The 25,024-nt window shown below is 71.2% G+C and carries 18 protein-coding genes; 8 read left to right on the top strand and 10 right to left on the bottom strand.

The genetic code is table 11. The features are described 5' to 3' along the window. Window positions 1-62: 62 nt before the first annotated feature. On the bottom strand, window positions 63-1,583 hold the full coding sequence (locus ACIRDX_RS03020) for a fibronectin type III domain-containing protein (protein ID WP_396623921.1): 1,521 nt from the start codon (window positions 1,581-1,583) through the stop codon (window positions 63-65). An 80-nt stretch (window positions 1,584-1,663) separates the two neighbouring features. Here ACIRDX_RS03020 and ACIRDX_RS03015 point away from each other — a divergent pair, with 80 nt between their 5' ends. The 3 genes from ACIRDX_RS03015 to ACIRDX_RS03005 all read left to right on the top strand — a co-directional run bounded on the left by ACIRDX_RS03015 (window position 1,664) and on the right by ACIRDX_RS03005 (window position 5,751). Beyond that, complete coding sequence (locus tag ACIRDX_RS03015) at window positions 1,664-3,217, top strand: sulfatase (RefSeq protein WP_396623920.1); 1,554 nt, start codon at window positions 1,664-1,666, stop codon at window positions 3,215-3,217. Window positions 3,218-3,487: 270 nt separating this feature from the next. Next, complete coding sequence (locus ACIRDX_RS03010) at window positions 3,488-4,894, top strand: ROK family protein (protein WP_396623919.1); 1,407 nt, start codon at window positions 3,488-3,490, stop codon at window positions 4,892-4,894. Then, window positions 4,891-5,751 carry a PIG-L deacetylase family protein gene (locus tag ACIRDX_RS03005; RefSeq protein WP_396623918.1) on the top strand — a complete coding sequence of 287 codons (861 nt, stop codon included), beginning with the start codon at window positions 4,891-4,893 and terminating at the stop codon, window positions 5,749-5,751. The genes ACIRDX_RS03010 and ACIRDX_RS03005 overlap by 4 nt, the downstream gene beginning before the upstream one ends. Before the next feature lie 90 nt (window positions 5,752-5,841). On the opposite strand, the gene ACIRDX_RS03000 is transcribed toward ACIRDX_RS03005, so the two are convergent. Continuing rightward, complete coding sequence (locus tag ACIRDX_RS03000) at window positions 5,842-6,603, bottom strand: NAD-dependent deacylase (RefSeq protein ID WP_396623917.1); 762 nt, start codon at window positions 6,601-6,603, stop codon at window positions 5,842-5,844. A gap of 61 nt (window positions 6,604-6,664) precedes the next feature. On the opposite strand from ACIRDX_RS03000, the gene ACIRDX_RS02995 reads away from it, so the two are divergent. The 3 genes from ACIRDX_RS02995 (at window position 6,665) to ACIRDX_RS02985 (ending at window position 13,075) form a co-directional block, all read left to right on the top strand. After that, entirely contained in the window at window positions 6,665-7,318 is a 654-nt protein-coding gene (locus ACIRDX_RS02995) for a biliverdin-producing heme oxygenase (protein WP_396623916.1), read from the top strand. A gap of 2 nt (window positions 7,319-7,320) precedes the next feature. After that, entirely contained in the window at window positions 7,321-10,386 is a 3,066-nt protein-coding gene (locus tag ACIRDX_RS02990) for an ATP-binding protein (RefSeq protein WP_396623915.1), read from the top strand. 94 nt (window positions 10,387-10,480) lie between these two features. Continuing rightward, window positions 10,481-13,075 (top strand): ATP-binding protein, encoded by a 2,595-nt coding sequence (locus ACIRDX_RS02985; RefSeq protein ID WP_396623914.1) that lies wholly within the window; start codon window positions 10,481-10,483, stop codon window positions 13,073-13,075. Window positions 13,076-13,085: 10 nt separating this feature from the next. Here the strand turns inward: ACIRDX_RS02985 and ACIRDX_RS02980 are convergent, their stop codons facing one another. Together ACIRDX_RS02980 and ACIRDX_RS02975 are read right to left on the bottom strand one after the other, a co-directional pair. Beyond that, complete coding sequence (locus tag ACIRDX_RS02980) at window positions 13,086-14,846, bottom strand: hypothetical protein (protein ID WP_396623913.1); 1,761 nt, start codon at window positions 14,844-14,846, stop codon at window positions 13,086-13,088. A 32-nt stretch (window positions 14,847-14,878) separates the two neighbouring features. Then, window positions 14,879-15,850, bottom strand: a complete 972-nt coding sequence (locus ACIRDX_RS02975; protein ID WP_396623912.1) for an L-threonylcarbamoyladenylate synthase — start codon at window positions 15,848-15,850, stop codon at window positions 14,879-14,881. Between the two features lie 313 nt (window positions 15,851-16,163). On the opposite strand from ACIRDX_RS02975, the gene ACIRDX_RS02970 reads away from it, so the two are divergent. Beyond that, window positions 16,164-17,144 carry a hypothetical protein gene (locus ACIRDX_RS02970; protein ID WP_396623911.1) on the top strand — a complete coding sequence of 327 codons (981 nt, stop codon included), beginning with the start codon at window positions 16,164-16,166 and terminating at the stop codon, window positions 17,142-17,144. A gap of 11 nt (window positions 17,145-17,155) precedes the next feature. Here the strand turns inward: ACIRDX_RS02970 and ACIRDX_RS02965 are convergent, their stop codons facing one another. From ACIRDX_RS02965 to ACIRDX_RS02950, 4 genes are all read right to left on the bottom strand, one after another. Beyond that, window positions 17,156-18,559, bottom strand: coding sequence for a Gfo/Idh/MocA family protein (locus ACIRDX_RS02965; protein WP_396623910.1), 1,404 nt, complete (start codon window positions 18,557-18,559; stop codon window positions 17,156-17,158). Window positions 18,560-18,673: 114 nt separating this feature from the next. Further along, the gene (locus tag ACIRDX_RS02960; protein ID WP_396623909.1) at window positions 18,674-19,132 is read right to left on the bottom strand and encodes an META domain-containing protein; all 459 of its coding nucleotides are present in this window, start codon (window positions 19,130-19,132) and stop codon (window positions 18,674-18,676) included. A gap of 158 nt (window positions 19,133-19,290) precedes the next feature. Continuing rightward, window positions 19,291-20,778 (bottom strand): sensor histidine kinase, encoded by a 1,488-nt coding sequence (locus ACIRDX_RS02955; protein WP_396623908.1) that lies wholly within the window; start codon window positions 20,776-20,778, stop codon window positions 19,291-19,293. Continuing rightward, on the bottom strand, window positions 20,775-21,467 hold the full coding sequence (locus ACIRDX_RS02950; RefSeq protein ID WP_396623907.1) for a response regulator transcription factor: 693 nt from the start codon (window positions 21,465-21,467) through the stop codon (window positions 20,775-20,777). Before ACIRDX_RS02950 ends, ACIRDX_RS02955 begins: the two co-directional genes overlap by 4 nt. A gap of 120 nt (window positions 21,468-21,587) precedes the next feature. On the opposite strand from ACIRDX_RS02950, the gene ACIRDX_RS02945 reads away from it, so the two are divergent. Then, window positions 21,588-23,444: a PAS domain S-box protein gene (locus tag ACIRDX_RS02945; RefSeq protein WP_396623906.1), complete on the top strand. Its 1,857-nt coding sequence runs from the start codon at window positions 21,588-21,590 to the stop codon at window positions 23,442-23,444. Between the two features lie 24 nt (window positions 23,445-23,468). Here the strand turns inward: ACIRDX_RS02945 and ACIRDX_RS02940 are convergent, their stop codons facing one another. Together ACIRDX_RS02940 and ACIRDX_RS02935 are read right to left on the bottom strand one after the other, a co-directional pair. Further along, complete coding sequence (locus ACIRDX_RS02940; RefSeq protein WP_396623905.1) at window positions 23,469-24,053, bottom strand: hypothetical protein; 585 nt, start codon at window positions 24,051-24,053, stop codon at window positions 23,469-23,471. Between the two features lie 98 nt (window positions 24,054-24,151). Next, on the bottom strand, window positions 24,152-25,015 hold the full coding sequence (locus tag ACIRDX_RS02935; protein WP_396623904.1) for an alpha/beta hydrolase: 864 nt from the start codon (window positions 25,013-25,015) through the stop codon (window positions 24,152-24,154). Between the last annotated feature and the right edge of the window lie 9 nt (window positions 25,016-25,024).

Genomic DNA, 25,024 nt, shown 5'->3' with positions numbered 1-25,024 from the left:
TCGATTGTACGGGCGAGCGGTGCCGCGGGCGACCACACGGGCCCGGGGCGGGGGCGACGCGGTTACGGGTTGCGGAGCACGGCGGCCACCGCAATCGGCGCGATGGCCCCGTCGGTGATCGTCACGTACATCACCTGCAGGTCTGGGCTGCCGGTGGGCGCCAGGAAGTGGTAGTCGTCGATGTAGCCCTCGGCCCGCGCGTCGAGGGGGGACCCGTCGGGCCACAGGAAGACGACGTCGCGGTTCGCGGTTTGTGGTTCCCAGTCCTCGAAGTCGACGCGATCGGGTGGGCCACTCACGACTCCGTCGGCGTAGATCAGCTTCTTGGGCCCGAGGAACGGCAGGTTCGAGGTGCCTCGTCCTTCCTGCATCGAGGGGTCGCCGTAGTACAGGCGATACCGGGCAGCGCCGGTGTGGAGCGGAAAGGCGGCCTGCGCGCTCGTGAACAGCTTCGGGCAGCCATCCTCGCGATACTGCACCGCCCACCGCGTGCCGTCCCACACCGCGTACCCGTGGTTGTGCGAGGCCGCAGAGCAGCCGTCCACGCGGTCGGTCGTGAACACCATGAAGGTGCCGGGAGCGAGATCCCAGTGTGGCGACTCGAGCGTCGGCCAGGCCACCTTGAACTGTCGCGCGTTGCGAATGCGCGGGTTGCCGTCGGGGTCGCTCTCAACCCCGACGGCCATCGTCGGGGTGCAGCCGCCGCCCGGAGCGAAGTCCTCCGGCCGCTCGCAGGTGGAGGCCGGTCCGGCGTTGAAGTCGAGCCCGCGATACCCGTCCTTGCTGTCGACCCACATCGCGCGCGTCCGGCCGTCGGCGCCCTGCGCCTCGAAGAACAGGCGGACGAATCCTCCGTCGGGTGACGAGACGGGCACACCCTGACCCGTGGCGACCGAGGCCACGAGGGGTGTCGGCGTGGTAGGAGCGGTGACGCCGCTCGATCCCGCGCGGCTGCCGAACGAGAGGAACGACTCGGGGGCCGCGGCATCCGCAGGTCCGGAGGCGACGGCAACCGCCAGTTGCGGCCGGCGATCGCGCGGCATCGGTCCGTAGTACAGCTGCACCGCGCCGGCCATCTCGCCGGCGTCCGGGCCGAAGCGCGTGGCGCTCAATCGGGCGTTCCCATCGGCGACGATCTTCGTGAGGCCGTCGACGGACCGTCCCACACCCACGAACTGCCAGTACTCCGTGTCGGTCGACGCGTCGACCGGGCGCGACGCCACCGCCAACGCACACGGCTCGTCCTGGCACGCGATGACGGTGACGGCGTAGGTGGTCGCGGCCTTGAGGTTGGTGAGCGTCACCGCCGTGGCATCGGCTCCCAGCGTCGCGCGGACCTCGGTGCCCTGAATCGACTCCCGCGCCACCACCTCCACATGGTGGGCCCGATCCGCACGCGTCCATGCGACCGCCAGGCGTGTCGAGGACGGGAGGGAGGATGTCCCCACGGCGGCGGTCGTGACCGGAGTGACGACGACGTCGCCGGGCGCGGTCTGCGCCGAGGCGACGGACGTGCAGAGGCTGAGGGATGCCAGGACGAGGGCAATCGCGGTGCAGGTGTGCGTGGTCACGGGAATCGGCACCGATCTGCCGGGGGGCACTTCGATCAACGCTGTCCGGGTGGCCGGCGAACGCTCCGCGCCAAGCGTAGAATCGCCGCATCATGACACGACGAGTCGTCGCGGGGCTAGCCCTCGCGGTGTTCCTTGGCGCGACACCCGTCTGGGCTCAGGCTCGGGCGTCGCGGCCGAACATCATCTTCATCATGTCCGATGACCACGCCTCCCAGGCCATCTCGGCGTACGGGTCGCGTGTCAACGAGACGCCGCACATCGACAGGCTGGCGCGCGAAGGCGTTCGCTTCGACCGGGCCTTCGTGACCAACTCGATCTGCACGCCGAGTCGCGCGGTGATGCTGACCGGCCAGTACTCGCACCGCAACGGCGTGCCGGTCTTCAACCGGTTCGACAGCTCACGCCAGACGGTCGCGCGGTTGCTGCAGGCCAGCGGCTACCACACCGGCATGATCGGGAAGTGGCACCTGGGCAGCGACCCGCAGGGCTTCGACACCTGGGAGATCCTGCCGGGGCAGGGGGCCTACTTCGATCCGGTGCTGTACACGGCGACGGGTGAGAAGACCTACACCGGGCGGCACGTGACCGACGTCACCACCGACCTGGCGCTCGGGTTCCTGCGCGATCGGCCCACCGACCGGCCGTTCTTCCTGATGGTGCACCACAAGGCGCCACACCGGAACTGGCAGCCCGACGACGTGAATCGGCGGATGTTCGAGGGGCGACGGATCCCTGAGCCACCGACCCTCTGGGATGGGTACCAGACACGGACCGACGCCCTCCGCGAGAACAAGCAGCGCGTCTTCGACGATCTGACACGCCGCGACCTCAAGCTCACGCCGCCCGCCGAGCTGCCCGCCGACCAGCGGAACGCCTGGCTGAACGTCAAGCCGATGGAGGTGACCGTCCAACAGGACGGGCGACCAGTGACCCTGACCGGGGAAACCCTGGCGCGGTGGAAGTACCAGCGGTACATGCAGGACTACCTGGCGTGCGTGCAAGGCGTCGACGACAGCGTCGGTCGCATCCTGGACCATCTCGACAGCAGCGGACTGGCCAGGAACACCATCGTCGTGTACACGAGCGACCAGGGCTTCTACCTCGGCGAACACGGGTTGTTCGACAAGCGCTTCATGTACGAAGAGAGCCTCCGGATGCCGCTGCTCGTCCGCTGGCCGTCGGTGATCGCGGCGAGATCGACCTCGGATGCGATGGTGCTGAACGTCGACTTCGCGCCGACGTTCCTCGAGGCGGCGGGCGTGCCGGTGCCGGCCGACATGCAGGGGCGTTCAGCGGTGCCCGTGTGGCGGGGACAGACGCCGGCCGACTGGCGGACCTCGATGTACTACCGCTACTACCACGACCCCGGTGACCACGACACACGTGCGCACTACGGCGTGCGGACGACCCGGCACAAGCTCATTCACTACTGGACCCGGGATCAGTGGGAACTCTTCGACCTGGCCGCTGATCCAGACGAAATGCACAACCTGTACGGCCAGCCTGGCACGGAGGCCCTCACGGCTGGATTGAGGGCCGAACTGACCCGGCTCAAGGCGGAGCTCGGCGACGATGACCAGTTCGCGCGCACGCAGCCGCCCAATGGCGTCGATGGACCCGTCGCGAAACTGCGGGGGCGGTAGCGACGGCGCCGCTGATCACTCGGTCGCCGGCGTGCCCGGCGCGCGGCGCGTTCGCCACGCGCAGCGCGCGCAGGGCAAGGCCCCGGTGGTATCGTGGTCCCGCGCACGCCGGGCTGCCGTGCCCGTCGGCCTCGGCCGGCCCGCCGCGCCTCTCGAGGCCTCGTCCAGGCGCCCACTCCCGGGCTCTGCGCCGACCCCGATTCCCGACCCCGATTCCCGACCCCGACTCCCGATTCCCGACTCCCGTTTCCCGTTTCCCGACTCCCGCCCATGGATACCCTCAACGGCCTCCCTCTCGTCGCCCCCAAGGTCACGCCGGTGCTCGACCCGGCCTTCCGCCCTGCCGTGCTCGCCGTGCGTGCGTTTCGCGCACAGGTGGCTGCAGCCGGTGGAGGCGTGCCGGTGCGCCTGGCCATCGAGCAGGCCGACGGCTCGGTCTTCCGCTTCGACATCGCCGTGCTCCCGCCCTCGCACCCTGATGCGGCCGGCAACGCGGCGTTCGTCGAGCGCTTCGTCAAGTTCCTGCTGTGGTCGCGCGGTGGCTGGAAGATCTACATCGACGGTCCGGCCGACCTGGCGACCTCGCTGAAGGCGCACTACGTCGACACGGCCACCGGCCGCTTCGATGCCGACCTGGTGGCCTTCCGGATGTTCGATCACCCGATCGAGGTGGTGCACACCACGGACCTTCCGGCCGAGCGCTCGGTGACCAAGCCGCTCGGGCGGCACCTCGAGGGCTACCGGATCGGCTTCGACCTCGGGGGCAGCGACCGCAAGGTGGCGGCCGTGGTCAACGGCGAGGTGGTGTTCAGCGAGGAGACGGTGTGGGACCCGTACCACAAGCCCGATCCGCAGTACCACTTCGACGGGATCGTGGACTCGCTCAAGAAGGCGGCCGAGCACCTGCCGCGCGTGGACGCCATCGGCGGCAGCGCCGCGGGCGTGTACGTGAACAACCGCGTGAAGGCCGGGTCGCTCTTCCGTGGCGTGCCGCAGGACCTGTTCGACGCGCGGGTCAAGGACCTCTTCCTCGAGGTGAAGCGGGCCTGGCACGACGTGCCGTTCGAGGTGGTCAACGACGGCGAGGTCACCGCGCTCGCGGGATCGATGTCGCTCGGCAAGAACGCGATCCTCGGCATCGCGCTGGGTACCAGCACCGCCGCGGGCTACGTGACCCGCGACGGCAACATCACGTCGTGGCTCAACGAACTCGCCTTCGTGCCGATCGCGTTCAATCCCGATGCGCCGGCCGACGAGTGGTCGGGTGACTACGGCGTGGGCTCGCAGTACTTCTCGCAGCAGGCGGTCGGGCGCCTCCTGCCGGCGGCCGGCATCGAGACGCCCGGCGACCTCGGCCTGCCCGAGAAGCTGAAGGTCGTGCAGAAGCTGCGCGACGAAGGTCACGCCGGCGCGAAGAAAATCTACGAGACGCTCGGCACGTACCTCGGCTACGGCGTGGCGCACTTTGCCGACTTCTACGACATCGCGCACGTGCTCGTGCTCGGGCGCGTCACGTCCGGTCCCGGCGGCGACGACATCGTCAACGGCGCGCGCCACGTGCTCGACGTCGAGTTCCCCGAACTCGCCTCGCGCATCACCTTCCACGTGCCAGACGAGAAGGACAAGCGCCACGGCCAGGCCATCGCCGCGGCGAGCCTGCCGGAGGTGGGCCGATGAGCACGCCGTACCACACTTACGTCTCGGCGCTCGCGCAACTGGTGCACGACGGCAAGGGCTTCCAGCTCGGAGGCTTTCCGATGCCGGCGCACCCGCCGCTGGCGGCCGATGCGCCGCGCGTGCTGATCTTCTCGCCGCACCCCGACGACGAGTGCATCATCGGCGGGCTGCCGCTGCGGTTGCAGCGTGAGGCGGGCTACCGCGTCGTCAACGTCGCCGTCACGCAGGGCAGCAACAAGGCGCGCCAGCAGGGGCGCTGGGACGAACTCGCCAAGGCCTGCGAGTACCTCGGCTTCGACCTCGTGCAGACCATCCCGGGCGGACTCGAGAAGATCAACGCCAAGGCCCGTGCCGGCGACCCCGCGCACTGGGCCGGGTGCGTCGAGGTGATCGCGAACATCCTGGCCGAGCACCAGCCGCGCGTGGTGTGCTTCCCGCACGAGACCGACTGGAACAGCTCGCATATCGGCACGTACCACCTCGTGATGGACGCGCTGGGCCGGATGCCGGCCGACTTCACCTGCCACGTCGCGGAGACCGAGTTCTGGGGGGCGATGGCGACGCCGAACCTGATGGTCGAGTCGAGCGTGCAGGACCTGGCCGACATGATGGCGGCGCTCTCGTTCCACGTCGGCGAGGTGCAGCGCAACCCGTACCACCTCCTCGTGCCGGCCTGGATGCAGGACAACGTGCGGCGGGGTGGGGAAGTGGTCGGCGGGCAGGGCGGGGCTGCGCCCGACTTCCTGTTTGCGACGATCTATCGCCTCCGCCAGTGGAAGGGCGGCGCCCTCCAGTACACCTACGACGGCGGCCGCATCCTCGCGGCGGGCACCAGTCCGGCGACGCTGCTGGCCTGACGTCGCACCACGGACCGCGAGAACCGACGGGCGCCCCAGGGCGCCCGTTGCCGTTCAGGGCTGCGGATGCCCCGCCGGCCTTGTGGGCGCTCAGCGCGCGTGGTTCTGCCGCAGCAAGTCGTCCAGCGCGACCAGGGCCTGGTCGGCCCCCATCGTCAGGCGCACGTCCACGGCGTCGGCCGACGCGGCCGGCTCCGGGTTGATCTCCACCACGAGTGCCCCTGCGGCATGCGCGAGTGGCACGAGTCCCGCGGCGGGGTAGACCTGCGAGGACGTGCCGACGGTCAGGAAGACGTCTGCGCGCTGTGCGTCGTGGACCGCGGCGTCGAGGACCGCGGGATCGAGGGATTCCCCGAACCACACGACATCGGGGCGGAGCACCGCGCCGCACTCGCAGCGGGGCGGGAGCGGGGCCAGCGGCACCTCGAGCTCCTCGCGCGAGCCGCCCGCCGGACAGCCACGCACGCACCGCAGGCGCCAGATCGATCCGTGCAGCCGACGCACGTGGCGCGTGCCGGCGCGTTCGTGCAGTCCGTCGACGTTCTGCGTGATGACGCGCATGGCGTCTCGCGCCGCACTCCAGCGGGCGAGCACCTCGTGTCCGGCATTGGGTGCGCATGCCGCGATCTGCTGCCGCCGCCAGTCGTACCACTCCCAGACGAGCGCCGGGTCTCGCGCGAACGCCGCCGGTGTGGCGAGGTCCTCGGCGCGGAATGTCCGCCAGAGCCCACCCGCGCCGCGGAAGGTCGGGACGCCGCTGGCGGCCGACATTCCGGCCCCCGTCAGCACCACGATTGCCCTCGCGTCGGCAAGGGCCGTCGCCACGCGCCGCAGGGCCTCGTCGCCCTTCATCTCCGAGTCATACACGCGTGGTAGATTACGACTGCTTGCCCCGTCATCACAGGACGCCCTGGTGGCAGTGATCGACCGTCTCCGCATTGCCGTCTCGCCGGTTCACCGTGCCCTCGAAGGCACTGCGCTGGCGCGCGCCATGGCGGCGGGCGATGTGTCGCCTGCTGCGTACGCGACGCTCGCGCGTCAGACATGGCACCTCCATGCGGACGTCGAGCCGCAACTGGCGCGTGCCGCGCGCGCGTGGCCGGCGTTGGAGGGGCTCGTCGACCCGTCGCACGACAGGGCCGCGCTCCTGGCCACCGACCTTCGATACCTGGCGCCCGACGACGCGACGCCCGCCCACCCCGCCATCATCGAGGCCTGTGCGCGCGTGCGCGTCGACGTCGAGATGCGCCCGTGGACCGCGGCGGGGCCGCTGTACGTGCTCGAGGGATCGCGCCTCGGCTCGGCGGTGCTGCTCCGCGCACTGGCCGCGGGCTGGGGCGTGCCTGCCACCGCCGGCGTCGGCCTCGACTACCACCTGCCCCCTTCCGCCGGGTGGTGGGCGTCGACGGTACGCTCGCTCGAGGCGCTCCCGCTCAACGCCTCGCAGGTCGACGACATCTGCGCGTCGGCCTCGGCGCTGATGCACTCGCTGTGGTGCCTCTATCAGGACCTGAAGCCTGCCGACGTGGATGCCGCGTCGGCGCTCCGGGCGTCGCACGCATCATGAGCATGCCCGATCCCTTCCGCGTCGACGACGCGCTGCTCGCCACCTGCGCGGCCGAACCGATCCACGTCCCTGGGGCCGTGCAGACGCACGGGCTCCTGCTCGTGCTGTCGCCCGACCTGCATGTCGAGCAGGCGGCTGGTGCCGCGCTCCTCGATCTGCCGCCGGCGGCGCTGCCGGGACGCGACCTCGCCGCACATGTCAGCGCCTCGCTGGCCGGCGCCGTGCGCGCGTCGTTGCCCACGCTGCGGTCCGGGGCGCCCCGCGATCTCGGCACGTACCTGCTCAACGGCGTGGACCTCGACGTGTCGCTGCATCGCCACGAGGGGCTGATCCTGCTCGAACTGATCCCGCGCGGCACGCGGGCTCCCGGCCTGGGCGTGACCATCGACTCTGGCATGGTCATCACGGAACTGCTCGACACGCTCGGGCGAGGTGAGCTGGCAGACCTGCCGATCGAGGCCCTGTGCGCGCAGGTGGCCGAGCGGTTCCGCTCGTTCAGCGGCTACGACCGCGTGATGGTGTACCGCTTCGATGCCGAGTGGAACGGCGAGGTGGTCGCTGAAGCGGGCCCCGAACCCGACGGTCGGTTCCTCGGCCTGTGCTTCCCGGCGTCGGACATCCCGCCGCAGGCTCGCGACCTGTACCTGCGACTCCGCCTGCGCGTGCTCGCCGACGTCGCGGCCGACCCGGCGCCGCTGTACCCCACGCTCCATCCGCGAACCGGTGGGCCGCTCGATCTGACGTACGCGCAGTTGCGGGCACTCTCGCCCGTGCATCGCGAATACCTCGGCAATATGGGCGTGCAGGCGACGCTGGTCGTGTCGATCGTCCTGGAGGGCCGTCTCTGGGGCCTGCTCTCCTGCCACCACTATTCCCCACGCGTGCCCGATGCGCCGACACGCATCCTGGCCCAGGGGCTGGTCGCCCTGCTCGCGGCCATGGTCCGCGCGCACGAACAGCAGCAGCGGGCACTTGGTGAGCGCTGGGCCCAGGCCTTGCTCGACACGCTGCGGACCCGCGTGCTCTCGATGCAGGACCTCGGGCAGGCCATCATCGATCCGGCCGCGCGCTTCCAGGAGATCGTGGCGGCCGATGGCCTCGCGGTGGTGATGCCCGCGGGGCAGCAGGCACGCGGGATCGTTCCGGCCATGGACGTCCTCGACGGCATCGTGACGTGGCTGGACGAACACGTGGGCGCCTTCTACGTCTCCGACCACCTGGCGGCAGAGCCCGGCGTCCCCGCGGGCGTCCTGCCGGCGGCGGCAGGCCTACTGGCCCTTCGATTGCCCGGCTTCGTCCGGGCATGGGTGATGTGGTTCCGCAGTGACAGCACGCGCGCGGTGCGTTGGGGCGGCGACCCGCGCAAGGGCATCGTGACCGACCCAGGCGGCGTCGCGCGACTCACGCCCCGGGCCTCCTTCGAGACGTGGCTGCAGACGGTCGAGGGGCGGGCGCGCCCCTGGACCATCGCGGAGCGAGCGATGGTCTCGGAAGCTGTGCGCACCAACCTCCTCGACGTCGTCGTGAGCTGGCAACGACGCCAGGCCGAGGCCCTCGAGGCGCACTACTCGCATCTGCTCTCGCAGGTCCACGATGCCATCATCGTGCTCGACGCGCAGGGGGTGGTCACGTTCTGGAGCGCCGGCGCGGCGGAGATCTTCGGGTGGTCCGCTGCCGAGCGCCTGGGCCGGCCGCTCGTGGGGTGCCTGTCGCCCGGGTTCTGCGACTACCTCCGCGGCCAGATTGGCGCCGTGGCCACGGGCCCGCGCATCTCGGACGAAGTCGAGTTCGAGCGCCCGGATGGGCGCCGCCTGCTGCTGGACCTGCACGTCGATCGGGTCGTCGACGCGCAGGGCCGGGGCACGGCGTTCGTCATCATCGCGCGCGACGCCACGCAGCGTCGCCACCTCGAGATGCAGTTGCGACAGGCCGCCAAGATGGAGGCCGTCGGTGGCCTGGCGGGCGGGATCGCCCACGACTTCAACAACCTGCTGACGGTCGTCACGGGCTTCAGCGCCCTCGTCCTCAAGAGCCTGTCCGAGGAGGCGCCCGAGCGCTGGATGGTGCAGGAGATCGCCAGCACGGGGCAGCGCGGCATGGCCCTCACGCAGCAGATGCTGGCGTTCAGCCGTCGCCAACTGCTCCAGCCGGAGACGTTCGATCTCAATGCGGCGGTGCGGTCGTGCAGCCGGATGCTGGAGCGACTCATCGGCGAGGACGTGCGCCTGCAACTGGCCCTGTCCGATGGCGGGTGCGCCGTACACGTCGACCGGGGGCAACTGGATCAGGTGCTGGTGAACCTCGCGGTGAATGCGCGAGATGCCATGCCGACGGGTGGGCAGCTCACCTTCCGTACGGCGAAGATGCGGCATGACGGCGGCGAGATCCGCAGCGGCGTCAGGATGCCTGCCGGCGAGTACGTGTGCCTGTCGGTCGAGGACACGGGCGTCGGCATGGATGAGGGCACGCTCGCCAAGGTGTTCGAGCCCTTCTTCACGACCAAGGAGTCCGGCAAGGGGACCGGCCTCGGCCTCTCGGTGGTCTACGGCGTCGTCAACCAGAGCCAGGGCTTCATCGCCGTCGAAAGTGCGCCCGGACGAGGCACGGTGTTCTTCGTCTACCTGCCGCTGGTCGGCCCGGTGGCTGGTCCGGCCGGCACCGTGGCCGGCCAGGCGCTGGCCCTTGGCCGCGGCGAGACCGTCCTCGTCGTGGAGGACGAACCCGGCGTCCGCTCGCTCGCGTGCCTGCTGCTGCGCGAGCACGGCTATCGCGTGCTCGAAGCTGCGCATCCGGGCGAGGCCCTCGAACTGGCGTCGCAGGCGGCGACCATCGACCTGCTCCTGAGCGACGTCGTCATGCCCGAGATGCAGGGCCCTGAGGTGGCCGAGCGGCTCTCGCGCGCCCTGCCGGACCTGCGCGTGCTGCTGATGTCCGGGTACCCGGGCGATGAGATGGTGCGTCGGGGACTGGTCTCGGAGGGCATCGACCTGCTGCACAAGCCCTTCACGCCCGCGGTCCTGCTCGAGCGGGTCCGCGCGGCCCTCGACGGCGCGCCGTTCAGACGCTGACGCCACGCCCGGCCGCTCACGTGACAGGGCTGTCGGCCGATTACTTCCGAAGGCGCGTCCCGGCCTCCCCTCCGCGACGCGCGAAGCCGCTCGCATGGCTGCTGCGCCCCTTCCTCCCGACGAGGCCGAGCGTCTCCGCGCCCTCGACCGTTACGGCATCCTCGATTCGCCGGCCGAGGCCGACTTCGATGACCTGACGGCCATCGCGGCGGCCGTGTGCGGCACGCCGATCGCGCTGTTGACGTTGGTCGATCGCGACCGGCAGTGGTTCAAGAGCCGCCATGGCCTCGACGTGGCGCAGACCGGACGCGACGAGGCGTTCTGCGCGCATGCCATCCTGCAGGCGGGCCTGTTCGAGGTGCCCGACACCGCACGCGATGCCCGGTTCGTCGACAACCCCCTGGTCACCGGAGCGCCGGGTATCCGCTCGTATGCGGGCATGCCGCTCGAGGCGCCAGACGGCCGGCGCCTCGGCACCCTGTGCGTCATCGACCGGCAGCCCCGCGCGCTGACCCCGCTGCAGCAGGACGTGCTCCGGCGGTTGGCGCGTCAGGCCGTGGCCCAACTCGAGGTGCGCCGCCGGGCCCGCCGCGAAGTGACGCTGATGCAGGCCGTCGCCGCCGTGCAACAGGCCCTGATCGACGGCGTGTCCCTCGACGCCATCCTCGACCTGGCGCTGCAGCGAGCCATCGCGCTGACGGGGGCCGCGCAGGGCCTGGTGGCGGACATCCACGGCGGCCAGGGCGCCGAGTACCTGACGGCACGCGCGTCATTCAGCGTGTCGTGGACGCCGGAGGAGCACGAACGTCAGCGTCAGCGTCTCGCCAGTGGGGTGCGCTGGCGCACGCTGCCGCCGGCGGTGCGCAGCGCGATCGCCTCCGCACGCCCTGTCCGGTGCACCGGCGACGACGCGCGCCGTGTGGGCGCGATGCTGCTCGAGTCGTCAGCGCCGACGACGGCGTTGGTGCTCCTGCCGGTGATCTCGGCCGGGCGGCCCCTGGCGTTGGTCGCCCTGGCCGACCCCTGCGGCAGCGACGATGCCGAGGGCGAACTCGCTCCCTTGCTCGCCGCCTGCGGCGAGGCCATCGCCAGCCAGCGACAGGCCGACGCGAGGCGCCAGACCGAGCACACGCTGGAACAGGAGCGCCGCCGCCTGCGCCTGGCCCTGCTGGCCTCGAGCGTCGGCGTGTTCGAACTCGACGTCGCCAGCGGCGAACTGACCTGGGACTGGCGGATGTGGGACATGCACGGCGTCGAGCCGCGCACCACGGGCTGGTCGCTGGCCGACTGGGTGTTGCTGTTGCACCCGGAGGATGCCGACCGCGCGGTCGACGAGTTCGTCGCGTCGACCGGCACGCAGCAACTGCTCGAGGCGCAGTACCGCATCGTGCGGCCGGACGGGCGCGTGCGTCACCTGAGGGCCCACGGGCAGGTGTTCGAGAGCGACGGGAGGCAGTTGCTGCTCGGCGTTGCGCTGGACGTCACCGGGGACGTGCAACTGCAGCACGACCTGAACCAGGCGCGCCTCGAGGCCGAATCGGCCACGGCGGCCAAGGGACAGTTCCTCGCCACGATGAGCCACGAGATCCGCACGCCCATGAACGGCGTGCTCGGCATGCTCGAGCTCCTGCTGCGCAGTGACCTCTCGCCCGAGCAGCGGGACACGGCCGCGATGGCGCACGGGTCGGCCGAGGCGTTGCTGCACATCCTCAACGACATCCTCGACCTCTCCAAGCTCGAGGCGCAGCAAGTGGTGCTGGAGTCGATCGCGTTCGAGCCGGTCCGCCTGGTCGGCGACACGCTCGCGCTCCTGTCGCCGCGCGCCCTGGAGAAGCACCTGGCGCTCGCCTCGGAGGTGGACCCTGCGGTGCCGCCCTGGCTCGAGGCCGACCCCACGCGCATCCGGCAGGTGCTCATCAACCTTGTCGGCAATGCCGTCAAGTTCACTGCACGGGGCGAGATCCGCGTCCGCCTGCGGCTGTCGGGCCCGCACGACAGCCTGCTGCGTGTGGAAGTCGAGGATACCGGCGAGGGCATCGCGCCGGAGGCTCGCGAGCGCCTGTTCACGCGTTTCGCGCAAGCGGAGGTCTCGACGACGCGCCGTCACGGCGGCACGGGCCTCGGGCTCTCGATCTGCCGGCAACTCGTGGAACTCATGGGGGGCGACATCGGCGTCGAGAGCACACCCGGCGAGGGGAGCCTCTTCTGGTTCACCGTGCCCGCGCGTGCCGCGGCGACGCCGGAGCGCCCGGTCGATGTGGCCTCGCCCGTCCTTGCCGCACTGGCGCCGCAACTGCCGCTCCGCGTCCTGGTGGCCGAGGACAACCCGGTGAACCAGCGTCTCGTGCGTGCCTTCCTGGCGCCCGGGCGTCATGAGGTGGTGGTGGTCGGCGACGGCGCGGCCGCCCTGGCGGCGCTCGACGCGGACACCTTCGACGTGGTGCTGATGGACGTGCAGATGCCTGGCGTGGACGGCATCGAGGCGACCACCTCGATTCGTGCACGCTCGACGCCCGATCGCCACGTGCCGATCATCGCCCTGACGGCCAACGCGATGGCGGGCGAGCGTGAACGCTACCTCGCGGTCGGGTTCACCGACTACGTCTCCAAGCCCGTGTCCATGCGGTCGCTGGCCGATGCGCTGGCCCGGGTCTGCGCGCGCGAGGGCCAGGCGCGCCGCGATGCCTGACTGGCGCCCCTCAGAGCGGCGTGGTATCCGGAGTGAAGAGCGCGTCGAGCCGCCCCGACGCGGCGATGGCATCGAGGTGGGCGGCCACCTTGCGCATCACGTCCGTGCGCGTCTTGTACGTCACGAGCCGGACCTCGTCACCCCCGCGGCTGTACGAGACGTCCAGCAGCACGCCCTCGACCTCGATGCGCGGCGTGTCGACTGCCGACGCGTCAGGTTCGCGCGGCGTGCCGTGCAGGTCCGCCTCCAGGATGCCGACCACGGCGTCGCGCAATGGCCTGCCGCCTGGCGACAGCAGGTAGGCCTGGTACTCGCCGTCGCGGGCCTCCTGCAGCACGCCACGATGGGGTAGCAGCGGCGCGTCGGGCTTCACCTCGAGCACGTCGACTCCTGCGCCTGACCGCACCCACGCGAAGTGGTGTGCCAACCACGCGGGCGTGATGTCCAGCGCTGCGGTGCGATAGCGCATGCGGGCGCGGTCGATCGGGATGACCGTCGTCGCCCCGGTGTCGAGCCGCAGCGTCGCGATGGACGGCACGGTGTCGTAGCCGTTGCCGGGGACGAACCAGGCCATCGAGCGCGCGTCGGGCGACACCGCGAGCGGGGGGCGATCCTGCTCGTGGATCGGCTCGCCAGGCCAGCCGCGTGGCGCCAGCGTGCGTGCCTGCGTGTCGATCAACACCGGACCAATCAGGTACACACCCGGCTCGGCGAAGGTCGTCGTGTCGAGCCACTGCCGCGGCGCGCGCTCGACGGATGCCGGCGCCCGGTCGACTGTCTGAAGGTTCCAGGCCGGGGCGCGTGCGTCGCAGGAGACAGGAGCCGGCCACGCCGCTGATTCGGCATCAATCAGTCGACACCCGTCCTCTCCCGCGAGCAGGAGCGTCCAGGGGGTTCGGCTCACCACGGCCACCCAGTCGAGTCCCTCCGCGCCGGCGATGGGTGAACCATCGCGCAAGACACGGTAGCTGCCGGTGACCTGCAGTGCCTCGTCGCGATATCGCGAGAACCAGCGGGCGACGGTCTCCACCCTGAACGGTCCGGCCTGCTGCACACGAACGGGCGCGGTGCGCGGGATCACGCGGATGCGATACGACGCGGGCGCGCCAGCGCGTGAGTCCTCGGTCGGCAGCCAGGCGCTCCAGTCCAGATCCTCACGGCCCGGGCTCCGGCGCAGTGGCGGGCGCACGGCGGCAATCGACGACGCGCCGACCTGCGCGATCACGATCGGCGTGCCGCGCGACGTGAAGATCGGGGCCACGCCCGGCACGATCCACGTGCCGTCCACGAGGCGGGCATCGTCGAGCCAGAGGGGCCCGGCTTCCTCGCGGCGCATCGTGGCGCCGCTGAGCGTGCCCAGGCGCACCTCGCCAGGCCCCTCCTGCGGTCGTGGTGGGGTGCGTCCGGCCGGCCACCGCCATTCGATGGCCAGGTACAAGGTCTCGCCGTCGATCTCCGGCGGGACATCGGCCAGCAGCCGCGCCGCCGAGGCGACGGCCCCCGCGATGGCCAGCACCACGGCGATGGCCAGGCCCGCGGCCTTGAGCGCGGTCATGCCCGGCAACGGGGCGACGCCGCGCGCCAGTCCGAGGCCGACCAGCGTGCCGACGCCCCCACCGATGAGCGCCATGAACACCACGAAGAACCCCGAGGCTCCCTCGCGCGACGTGATGCCGTACCAGTCCACGCACCACGCCGCGACGACGCCGCCGGCGAGCATGGCCACCGCGCCGGCCAAGAGGGCGACGAGCAGGGATGAAGTCCAGGACATGGAGAAAGCGAAGGGGCGCAACTATGGCCTGGTCATGCGCCGTCGTGGGCCGCGTGCGCTGCCGCGCGGCGCAATCGGTCGTGGATGGCGTCCCACGCGTCGCCCTCGGGGGGGCGCGCGACCAGGATGACGTCGGCCCCGGCGGCGTCGAGCGTCCGCAGGTGCGAATACAACGCGCGGCCGAAGGCCTGGGCCTCGGCCTCGGCGTCGATGCCGAGTGAGAGGTCGGCCATCGTGCTTGCGCTTGGCGCGAGCGCTGCGACGCGCTGTCCCGCGGCGCGGCACCTGTCGACCGTAGCGCGCAGCGAATCAGCTGCGACGATCGTCACCGGTGTGCGTGGCGCGTAGTGCGACACGACACTGCCAGGCACGCGCGGCACCCCGCCCGTGGCGTCTCCGAGCATCCCCACGACTGCGGCGATGTCCTCGGCCGTGATGCGGCCAGGCCTCAGCACGCGCGGCGTGTCGGTCGTGCAGTCGACAATCGTCGACTCGAGGCCCACGTCGCAGGGGCCGCCGTCGAGGACCAGCGCGACGTCGTCGCCGAGATCGGCGCGCACGTGCGCCGCGCTCGTCGGGCTGACGCGGCCGTACCGGTTGGCCGAGGGCGCGGCGATGCCGCCGCCGAAGGCCTCGAGCACCGCCTGGGCCACCGGATGCGCGGGCACGCGTACGGCCACGGTGTCCTGCCCGCCGGTGACCTGCGGCAGGACGTGCGCGGCCTTCGGCAGGACCAGCGTGAGGGGGCCTGGCCAGAAGCGGCGTGCCAATGCCTCGGCGGCAGGCGGCCAGGCGCGACTCCACGCGCGCGCAGCCGCGGCGTCGGCCACGTGCACGATCACGGGATGGGTCGCCGGCCGTCCCTTGATGGCAAAGATCCGCGCGATGGCGCCGACGTTCGACGCATCGCCGGCGAGCCCGTAGACCGTTTCGGTGGGCAGCCCGATCACCGACCCGGCGCGCAGTGCGGCCACGGCGGCGTCGATGTCGTCGGGACGGACCATGGTCCCGATGATACCCGTGCGGGCGATGCCGCTGGCCTCAGAGCAGGCCCTTCTTCACATCGGCGAGGAGGGCGTCCGCGGCGGCGTGCCCGGCGATGCAGCGAAGCCCTGCCACGAGCAGTAAGGAGTCGGCGTGCTCGCCCGCGAAGTGCATGCGTCGCGGGGGACAGCATCGACCGGCCGGAGCAGGCGCATCAGGCGATGGAACAGCGGGGTGCGTCCGGGCCTGGCTCAGGAAGACTAACGCGCGACAGACCGACGCTGAACGGACGGGGGCGCTGCGCGTGGAACGGTCGAGGGTAAGATGCCCGCCATGCGCAGCAGGTGGTGGGGCGTGGCAATGACGATGGTGCTCGCGACGGCGGCGCCAGCGACGGCGGAGGTGACGGTGGAACGCGTGGCCTGCCCGGGCTCGGGACAATGCGTGCGGCTGAGCAACGGCACGGTCGAGGTGCTGCTGGCCACCGAGATCGGCCCGCGCATCCTTCGGTACGGTTTCATCGGCGGCGACAACCTGCTCGGCTGGGTCCCCGAGTCGTCCGTGAAGACGGCCCTCGGGGAGTGGAAGCCGTGGGGCGGTCACCGCCTGTGGGCGGCTCCGGAGCACATGCCGCGCAGTTACTCGCCCGACAACGCCCCCGTCGACGTGAAGGTCGCGGGGCGCACCGCGACGCTCACGCAGGCGGTCGAGCCGCAGACAGGACTGCGCAAGACGCTCACGGTGACGCTCGCCGAGTCCGGGACCGGCGTCACGGTCGGCCACCGCCTCGAGAACACGTCGTTGTGGGACATCCAGGTGTCGCCCTGGGCCCTCACGATCATGAATGGCGGTGGCACGGTGATTCTTCCGCAGGAGCCGTACGCCAGCCACGACGACGCGCTCCTGCCGGTGCGGCAGGTGACGCTCTGGGCCTACACGGACCTGTCGGATCCGCGCTGGCAGATCGGCCCGAAGTTCCTCCGCCTGCACAACGATGCGGCCCGCGCCGGATCGCAGAAGATCGGCATCGCCAACCACCAGAACTGGGCCGCCTACCATCGCGGCGGCCAGCTGTTCGTGAAGCGATACGACTGGAAGGACGGGGCGACGTACCCGGATGGCGGCGTCAACACGGAGGCCTATACGGCCGGCGCCTTCATCGAACTCGAGACGCTCGGCGTGCTGGCCGCGCTGGCGCCAGGGTCGTCGGCCACCCACGAGGAGCGGTGGTTCCTCTTCAAGGACGTCACGCAGCCGAAGGCCGACGAGGACCTGGCGCGCGTGCTGGCGCCCCTGCTCGCCAGCACGCGGTAGGGAGAGCGAACTCAGACCTGCGCCGGCACCTCGAAGCCCTGCCGGTACGACGGGCGACGCAGGAGGGCATCGGCGGCGGGCGCGTTCACGAACTGCTCCGTCGCGCCGTCGAACCGCAGCAACTGCTCGGTGCGGTACGAGATGTTCGCGAGGTGGCACAGCGACGTCGACAGGTGCCCCTCGTGGATGTCGGCGTGCAGGTCGGCCTTCCGCCCGGCGCGCAGCGCCGCGATGAAGTTGCCCCAGTGGTTGCCGTCGGGGGTGTCGGGCTTCGACCCGGCAAACGGCTCGCGGCTGCGGCCCTTGAAGGCGCGCCACGTGCCGCCGCTGATCTCCAGCCAGCCGTCCTCGCCGAAGAACAGGTTGCCGACCTCCTGGCCCTGGCTGCCCTCGTGGTTGGTGTAGCGGCCCCGCGTCTCCATCTCCAGCAGCGTGCCGTCGGCGTACTTGTACGTCGCCGTCTGCGTGTTGGGCGTCTCCTGCGTGGTGCGGTCGTGCCCGAACACCTCGACGTCGCCGTACACGCGGCGCCCCGGCGTCTGCGTGGCGTCGTCGGTCTTGAAACCGTAGAGGCCGCCGGCCGAGTACACCGTCACGGGATGCTCGTCCTTGCGCAGGCCCCAACGCGCGAGATCGAGCTGGTGCGGGCCGGTGTTGCCCGTGTCGCCGTTGCCGGTATTCCAGTACCAGTGCCAGTTGTAGTGGGTCCGCTTCTCGGCATAGGGCTGCCACGCGGCGGGGCCGACCCACATGTCGTAGTGCAACTCCCCGGGCGCCGTGGCCTCCTTCGCCACGCCGTACGAGTCGCGGGCCTTGAAGCACAGCGCGCGGGCCATGTAGAGCCGGCCGATGCCGCCGCCGTGCAGGAAGGCCATGGCCTCACGGACCGCCACGCCCGAGCGGTTGTTGAGGCCCACCTGGACGAAGCGGTCGTACTTGCGTGCCGCCTCGATCATCTTCCGGCCTTCCCAGATGTTGTGGGACGCCGGCTTCTCCACGTACACGTGCTTGCCGGCCTGTGCGGCCCGGATCATCGCCAGCGCGTGCCAGTGGTTGGGGATCACGATCGACACGGCATCGATGGCCTTGTCGTCGAACACCTTCCGCATGTCCCACTGCGTCGTCGGCGTGACGCCGCTCTTCTGTGACACCAGCGAGACCGCTGGCCCCCAGAGCCGCTCGTCGACGTCGCAGATGGTGCGAATCGCGACGTTGTGGCTCTCCTTGAGGCCACAGAAGGCGTTCAGGTGCACGGTGCCCTGGTTGCGCACGCCAATCACCGCGAGGTTGATGCGGTCGTTGGCGCCCTGGATGGCGGCGTAGGACTTCGCGGTCGTGCCGAGGCTGGCGATGGTGGCGCCGGCCGTGCCGAGGAGGCCCTGCTTGATGAACTGACGACGAGGCGTGTGGGTCATGGGGGCAGCAATCGTTGCGGGAACGGGCGGAGTATAGATCGCCTTTACCCGTGGCGGAATGCCTCGACGCCAGACCGGACACCGATGGCGGGGCGCCGCCCTGGCGCCCGCCCCCTACCGCACGAAGCGCAGCGCGCCCCGTGTCGACGTGAGCGTGAGCGTCGAGCCTGCGATGGCCACCGTGCTGGTGCCGCCGAGCATCTGCGTGTACGTGGACTCGAACGCCATGGTCGGGCACGCGGCGCGCGTGCAGGCGAGGGCCCCGGTCGTGAGGGTCTGGCCGGCGATGCTGTAGCTGCCGCCGCAGGTGTTGCAGTCGGCGCGCGTCGAGAGCTGCTGGTCGCCGAACGTGATGGTGTACGTCGCGCCGCCGGGCACGGCCTGCGCCGCCTGCCCCTGTGGCTGCACCGACGCGAGCGTCCAGGTGCCCGCCAACTGGCCGGCCGTGAGCGCCGAGGACCCGGACGAGGACGTGGGGGACGTGGGGGAGGACGAGGATTCCGAGCAGGCCAACGTGAACGACGAGGCAGCCAGCAGGACGGCGAAAGCGAAGAGGCGGACGGATTGAGTCACGTGGTCTGCATGAGGCAAGGTGCTTGCCAGCCCTGCGTCGTGCCAATCGTAGCGCTTTGCCGCGATCATGGCCACCTGCGGGGACAGGGACCAGCCACGGGTGTCCTGCTAGGGCACCAGCAAGGCGTACAGCAGCCAGCTGGCACCCCCGAAGGACGTCACGACTCGGCGCGCGGCAGCCGAACCTCGAAGGTCGAGCCCGTGCCTGGCTGGCTCGTGAGCGTGATCGTGCCGCCGGCGCGCGAGACGAGCTCCTGAGCGATCGACAGGCCAAGACCCGCCCCGCCGACGCCGCGCGACCGCGCGCGATCGGCGCGCCAGAAACGATCGAAGACGTGCGGCTGATCGTCGGGGGCGATGCCGATGCCGGTGTCGCGGACGCTCACGCGCACCTCCTCGCCCTCCTCGACCGCGGTCACGTGCACGTGCCCGCCGGCCGGCGTGTACTTGATGGCGTTGTCGACGAGGATGAACACCACACGGTGGAGCAGGGTGGCATCGATGGACACGGATACTGGCGCGTCCGGCGCGTCGGCCTCGAGGTGCACGTCGTGCTCGCGGGCGAGCGGGGCCGTGGCGGCCAGCACGTCCTGCACCACGCGTGCCGCGTCGGCGGGCCCCATCGACGTCGGGGCATCGGCGGCGTCGGTGCGCGCAAGCAGCAGCAGGCTCTCCACGAGGCGGCTGGTCCGCTGCGTCTCCCTGAGCACGGTACCGAGTGCGTCGGCGAGCTCCTCGCGCGGGCGCTCCCGTCGGAGCGCGTACTCGGCGGCAGCCTGGATCAGCGCGAGCGGACCGCGCAGCTCGTGCGAGGCGTCGGCGGTGAACTGCCGCGTCCGCGAGACGGACTGCTCGATCCTGGCCAGCATCTCGTTCAGCGTCCCGGTGAGCTGGTGCAGCTCGTCGCGCGCCACGGGCATCGTCAGTCGCGCCGACAGCTGGCGGGGATCGAGGGCACGTGCGTCGCGGGTGATGTCCTGCACCGGGGCGAGGGCGCGCCCGGCCATCCAGTAGCCGGCGCTGGTCGCCACCAGCACGAGCAGGGGGACCGCCAGGAGCAACAGCGTCGAGAAGCGACGCAGTGTGGCGTCGAAGTACCGCAGCGGGCCGGCAACCTCGACGATGCGTCCGTGGCGGCCGGCGGGCCGCGAGGCCATGCGCACTGGCCAGTCGCGTGCCGCATCGGTGCGGATGCCCACGCCCTCGCTGGCGCCGAAGCGTCGCCACCGTCGGTCGCGTCCGGTGGGCCCCTCGCCGCGGCCGCGGCGGTTCGAGTCGTCAGCGCCGCGGGCCCCGGGGGGCCGCGGCGTGGCCGGCGGCGGCGCAAGTGTGGTCACCCCGTGGCGTGACAGGCCCGGCGACTGGTAGAGCAGCGTGCCCGAGGGCTCGAACACCTGGAAGAGGCCGCCGGCCAGCATGCGCCGCGCGGCGGCGTCGAGCTCCGCGCGAAGTTCCTCGGGCGCGAGGGCATCGCGCTCCGCCACGAAGGCCGCGATGGCGTCGAGTTCGTGCCGCAGGCCGGCGTCGACGGCCTCCCGGATGCTCTCGCGCATCGCGGCCCAGCCGCCGGCGCCGGCCAGGGCGAGCACCAGCGTCAGCACCAGGCCGTACCAGGCCGTGAGCCGCGCGCGGATCGACCACGTCATGCGTCGGTCTCCCGCACGCTGAAGCCCAGGCCCCGCTCGGTCTGGATGAGCCGCGGCCGATCCGGCAGGTCGATCTTCTGGCGCAGGTAGCGCACGAACACGTCGAGGTTGTTGTCGGTGACGTCGCGGTCGCCCCAGACCTGCGCGATCAGCGTGTCGCGGGTGACGACGCGTCCGGGGTTGCGCAGCAGGCACTCGAGGATGGCGAACTCGGTGCGCGTCAGGCGGACCGGCTGCCCACCCCGCCACGCCTCACGTCGCGCCGGGTCGATCTCGAGATCGGCGTACCGCAGCGGGGCGGCCCGCTCGTCGAGGGGACCGCGTGTGCGCGCCCTGATGCGCGCCAGCAACACGTCGAACGAGAACGGCTTGGTGAGGTAGTCGTCAGCCCCGGCATCGAGGCCCCGCACGACGTCGGCCGGGGCGTCGCGCGCGGTCAGCAGCAGGATCGGCGTGCGTACATGCTGCCGGCGCAGCCGCCGCGTCACCTCGATGCCGTCGAGGAACGGCATCATCACGTCGAGGACGATGATGTCGAAGGCGGAACGCTCCGCCGCCACCAGCCCCGAAGAGCCATCGTGGCAGACCGTGACGACGCAGTGCTCTTCCACGAGCCCGCGCCGCACGTAGTCCGCCAGTTCCCGATCGTCGTCGACCACGAGGACACGCACGCGTTCCCACGATGACACGGGTGCCTTAAGGCGGCATGAGGGCGTCGCGGGGGCCGGCGCTTGGCAAGGCGTGCCGGCAGTGCAATAGTCGAGGCCTGCCTGCAGGTGGACGAGGCGTGACGAACGAGGTGACGCGGCATGGCTGACGCGGTGAGGACGATGTGGCCGCGCGCGCTCGCGCTGACCCTGTGGTGGCTCGGGTGGGCGTGTGTGGCGGCCCCGCAGGGCCGAGCCCTGGGGGGAGGCGACCCCGCCTCGGTTCCGGTGCTGGTGGTGTGGACGCAAGGGATCGCCCACGCACTCATCGCGCCGTCGTGCCTGGTCATCCTCGCCGCGCTGGTGCGTTTCGTCTCCTCGACCCGCAGTGGCCTCGCGACCGCGTCGGGCATCGTGGCCGTCGGGGTCTTCCTCGTGGCCTCTGCCGCGGCCGCCGTTGCGGAGATCGTTGGCCTCTGGGAGCCCGTGTCCCTGGCGAGTGCGGTCCTGACGGGCGTTGCCGCGGTGGCCGCCGTGGTGGCCGCCGCGACCGTCGTCCGCGTCCTGCCGCGGGCCCGCGCCTTCATGGCTGCCGCACGCTTGTCGGACGAGCGTCGCCTCGAGCTCGAGGCCCTGCGCGCCATCCTCGAGCGTCGCGTCGAGGACAGTTCGCGCGACCTCGCGGTAGCCTCCGACACGGTACGCCGCGCTGAGGCACGGTTTCATCACGTGGTCGAGTCCGCGCCCAGCGCCATCATCATCACGGACCGCCAGCGGCGGATCTTGTACGTCAATCGCGGGGCCGAGATGCTGTTCGGCTACGAGCGCGAGGCGTTGCTCGACCAATCCCTCGACATGCTCGTGCCCGATCGATTCCGGGGGGCGCACGCCGGGCACGTCGCCGAGTTCTTCGCCGAGCCGAAGGCGCGCGCGATGGGGGCGGGGCGTGACCTGTTCGGCCGGCGTCGCGACGGCACGGACGTGCCGATCGAGATCGGCCTCACGCCGATCGAGACGGCCGACGGGCCGTGCACGCTGGCCTCGATCGTCGACATCACGTCGCGGGTGCGGGCCGACGCGCTGTTCCGCCTGGTCGTCGAGGCGGTGCCCTGCGCCATCGTGATGGTGGGCCACGACGGCCGCATACAGCTGATCAACCAGAAGACCGAGGACCTGTTCGGCTACGAGCGCGACGAACTGGTGGGCGCCGGCATCGACAGGTTGCTGCCGGAACGCCATCAGGCGGGCCATGGCGCGCAGGTGGAGCGATTCTTCGCCGCAGGCGATGCCCGGCCGCTGGGCGTCGGCGGCGAACTCTACGGGCGTCGCAAGGACGGCAGCGAGGTGCCGATCGAGATCGGCCTGAACCTGATCGAGACCCCGACGGGCCCGGCCACGCTGGCGTCCATCATCGACATCACCGAGCGCAAGCGGAGCATCGATGACCTGCGCCGCAGCAACGCCGACCTCGAGCAGTTTGCCAACATCGCCTCGCACGACCTGCAGGAACCGCTGCGCATGGTGGCCAGCTACACCGAGCTGCTGGCGGAGCGGTACCAGGGCCACATCGACGAGCGGGCCGACAAGTACATCCGCTACGCGGTCGATGGGGCGCGGCGGATGCAGCGCCTCGTCGCGGACCTGCTCGCGTACTCACGCGTCGGGTCGCAGGGGCACGCCCTCGTCCCGGTCGACACCGCGCAGCTGGTGGCCCGTGTCGTCGAGTCGTTCGAGGGGACCATCCGCGCGACTGGCGCCGAGATCTCGGTCGGGACCCTGCCGCTGGTCCTGGCCGACGAGCTCCAGTTGATGGAGGTCTTCCAGAACCTGATCGGCAACGCGCTCAAGTTCCGCTCCTCCGCGCCGCCGCGCATCGCGATCGCGGCGGCGCCGGGGGATCAGTGCTGGGTCTTCTCGGTCAGCGACAACGGCATCGGCCTCGAGATGCAGTACGCCGAGCGCATCTTCCAGATGTTCCAGCGCCTCCACGAAACGGTCCGTCGAGCGCTCGACCGGTGACCGTCCTCGCTCGCGGTCTCGCCCCTACTTCGGACGGGCGGGGCTGATCATGATGTGCGCGCCCGGCGTGCCCGGGAACATCAGCCACGGCGCGCCCGGGCCCGGCGTCAGCGGCAGCCCGGTCGTTTCGGCCGTCGCCCCCGGCGTGTAAATCACCCAGCGCGTGTAGCTGTTGGCCACGGTGCCGGCCGCGGCGTCGAAGGCCGAGCCCTGCACGATGGTGAGCAGCGTGGGCACCGACGGCATCTTCAGCGCGCCGGACTCGATCTCCTTGTAGCGCGGGTCGGTGGCCGGACCGCGTCCCTTGGTGCCGCTGGCCGCGAGGTCGCGCCCGCGCGCCATGAACGGCTCGAGGTCCTTGTGGTAGCAGGCCACCGAGAACTCCGCGGCCTTCGGGTCGTCGGCCAGGCACACGAGCGAGCCGGTGCCCGGGCGGAGCGTGGTGTGCTTGCCCTGCGCGTCGAAGCCGACGACGGTGGCCGTCGCGCGCTGGTCGGCAGGCGCCGCCTGCACGGCGCCCGCGATCTGCACCTCGGGCGGCGGGATGGTGGCAGGCGCAGCCGGGGCCTGCGCGCCGAGGGCGAGGGTGACGAGGATGGCAGCGGTCATAGGGTCTCCTTGTGGCGGAGCATACACGACCCGCCGGCCGGCCTGAGCATTCAGCCTGAGCCGTTAAGCGTTAAGCGCTAAGCGTTAAGCGTTACGCGTTACCTACGGAGCGCCTGATCGACGAACGTGAACAGCGCCGTCGTCACGACATCCCCGGGCGTCCCGATGTCGTTGTTGATCTTCTCGTGCCAGGTCTCGCGCCCGCTGACGACGGTGGCAGGCACGCCGGCGGCGTCGAGGACGGCCTTGAAGCGCCGCGCCTGCGCGCCCGTGTCGGCGCTCTCGGCCACGTGGATGATGAGGAAGGGCGGGATGCCCTTGCCGGCGGCGACGTGCGTGACGGCAGAGAAGTCGCGGTGCTTGACCGGGTCATTGCCGAACTTCTGCCGATGGCCGTTCGTCGGGAGCGGGAACCCGTGTGCCCGGGCCCGGACCTCCGCCACTTCGATGATCGCCGGGATGTCGAACGTGTCGGCGTCCACGGGCACGCAGCCCTTGACCATGGCGAGCGACAGGCCGCGCGCCTTCAGTCGACGGTCGTCGGTGCAGGTGATCGCGGCGAGCTGGCCTCCCGAGGAGTGCCCCATCACCAGGACCCGCGTGGGGTCGCCACCGTACTCGGCGATGTGCCCATGCACCCAGGCAAGCGCGGTCGCGACGTCGTCGACGATCGCTTCCATCGGCGCGTTGGGCAGCAGGCGCGTGTTGATCGAGACGAACACGAGGCCGTGCTCGGTGAACGCCTTCGGCTTCTGGGCCACCAGGCCCTTGTGACCCGTCTGCCAGCCGCCGCCGTGGATCCAGAAGACCACCGGCAGGTTCTTCGCACCTGTCGGCGCGTACACGTCGAGCGTCTGCCGCTCGGCGGTCGGGCTGGTGTACGGCAGGTCGCGGGTCACCGTCTGGGCGCTGGCCGCGGCGGCGCTGGCCAGGAGGGTCAGGAGCAGGGCAGGGAGTCGCACGGCGAGGGA

Origin of the sequence: Luteitalea sp., assembly GCF_044337415.1 — a bacterium.
In the GTDB taxonomy this organism is placed as follows: domain Bacteria; phylum Acidobacteriota; class Vicinamibacteria; order Vicinamibacterales; family Vicinamibacteraceae; genus Luteitalea.
This window is presented reverse-complemented; position numbering and strand designations above follow the sequence as displayed.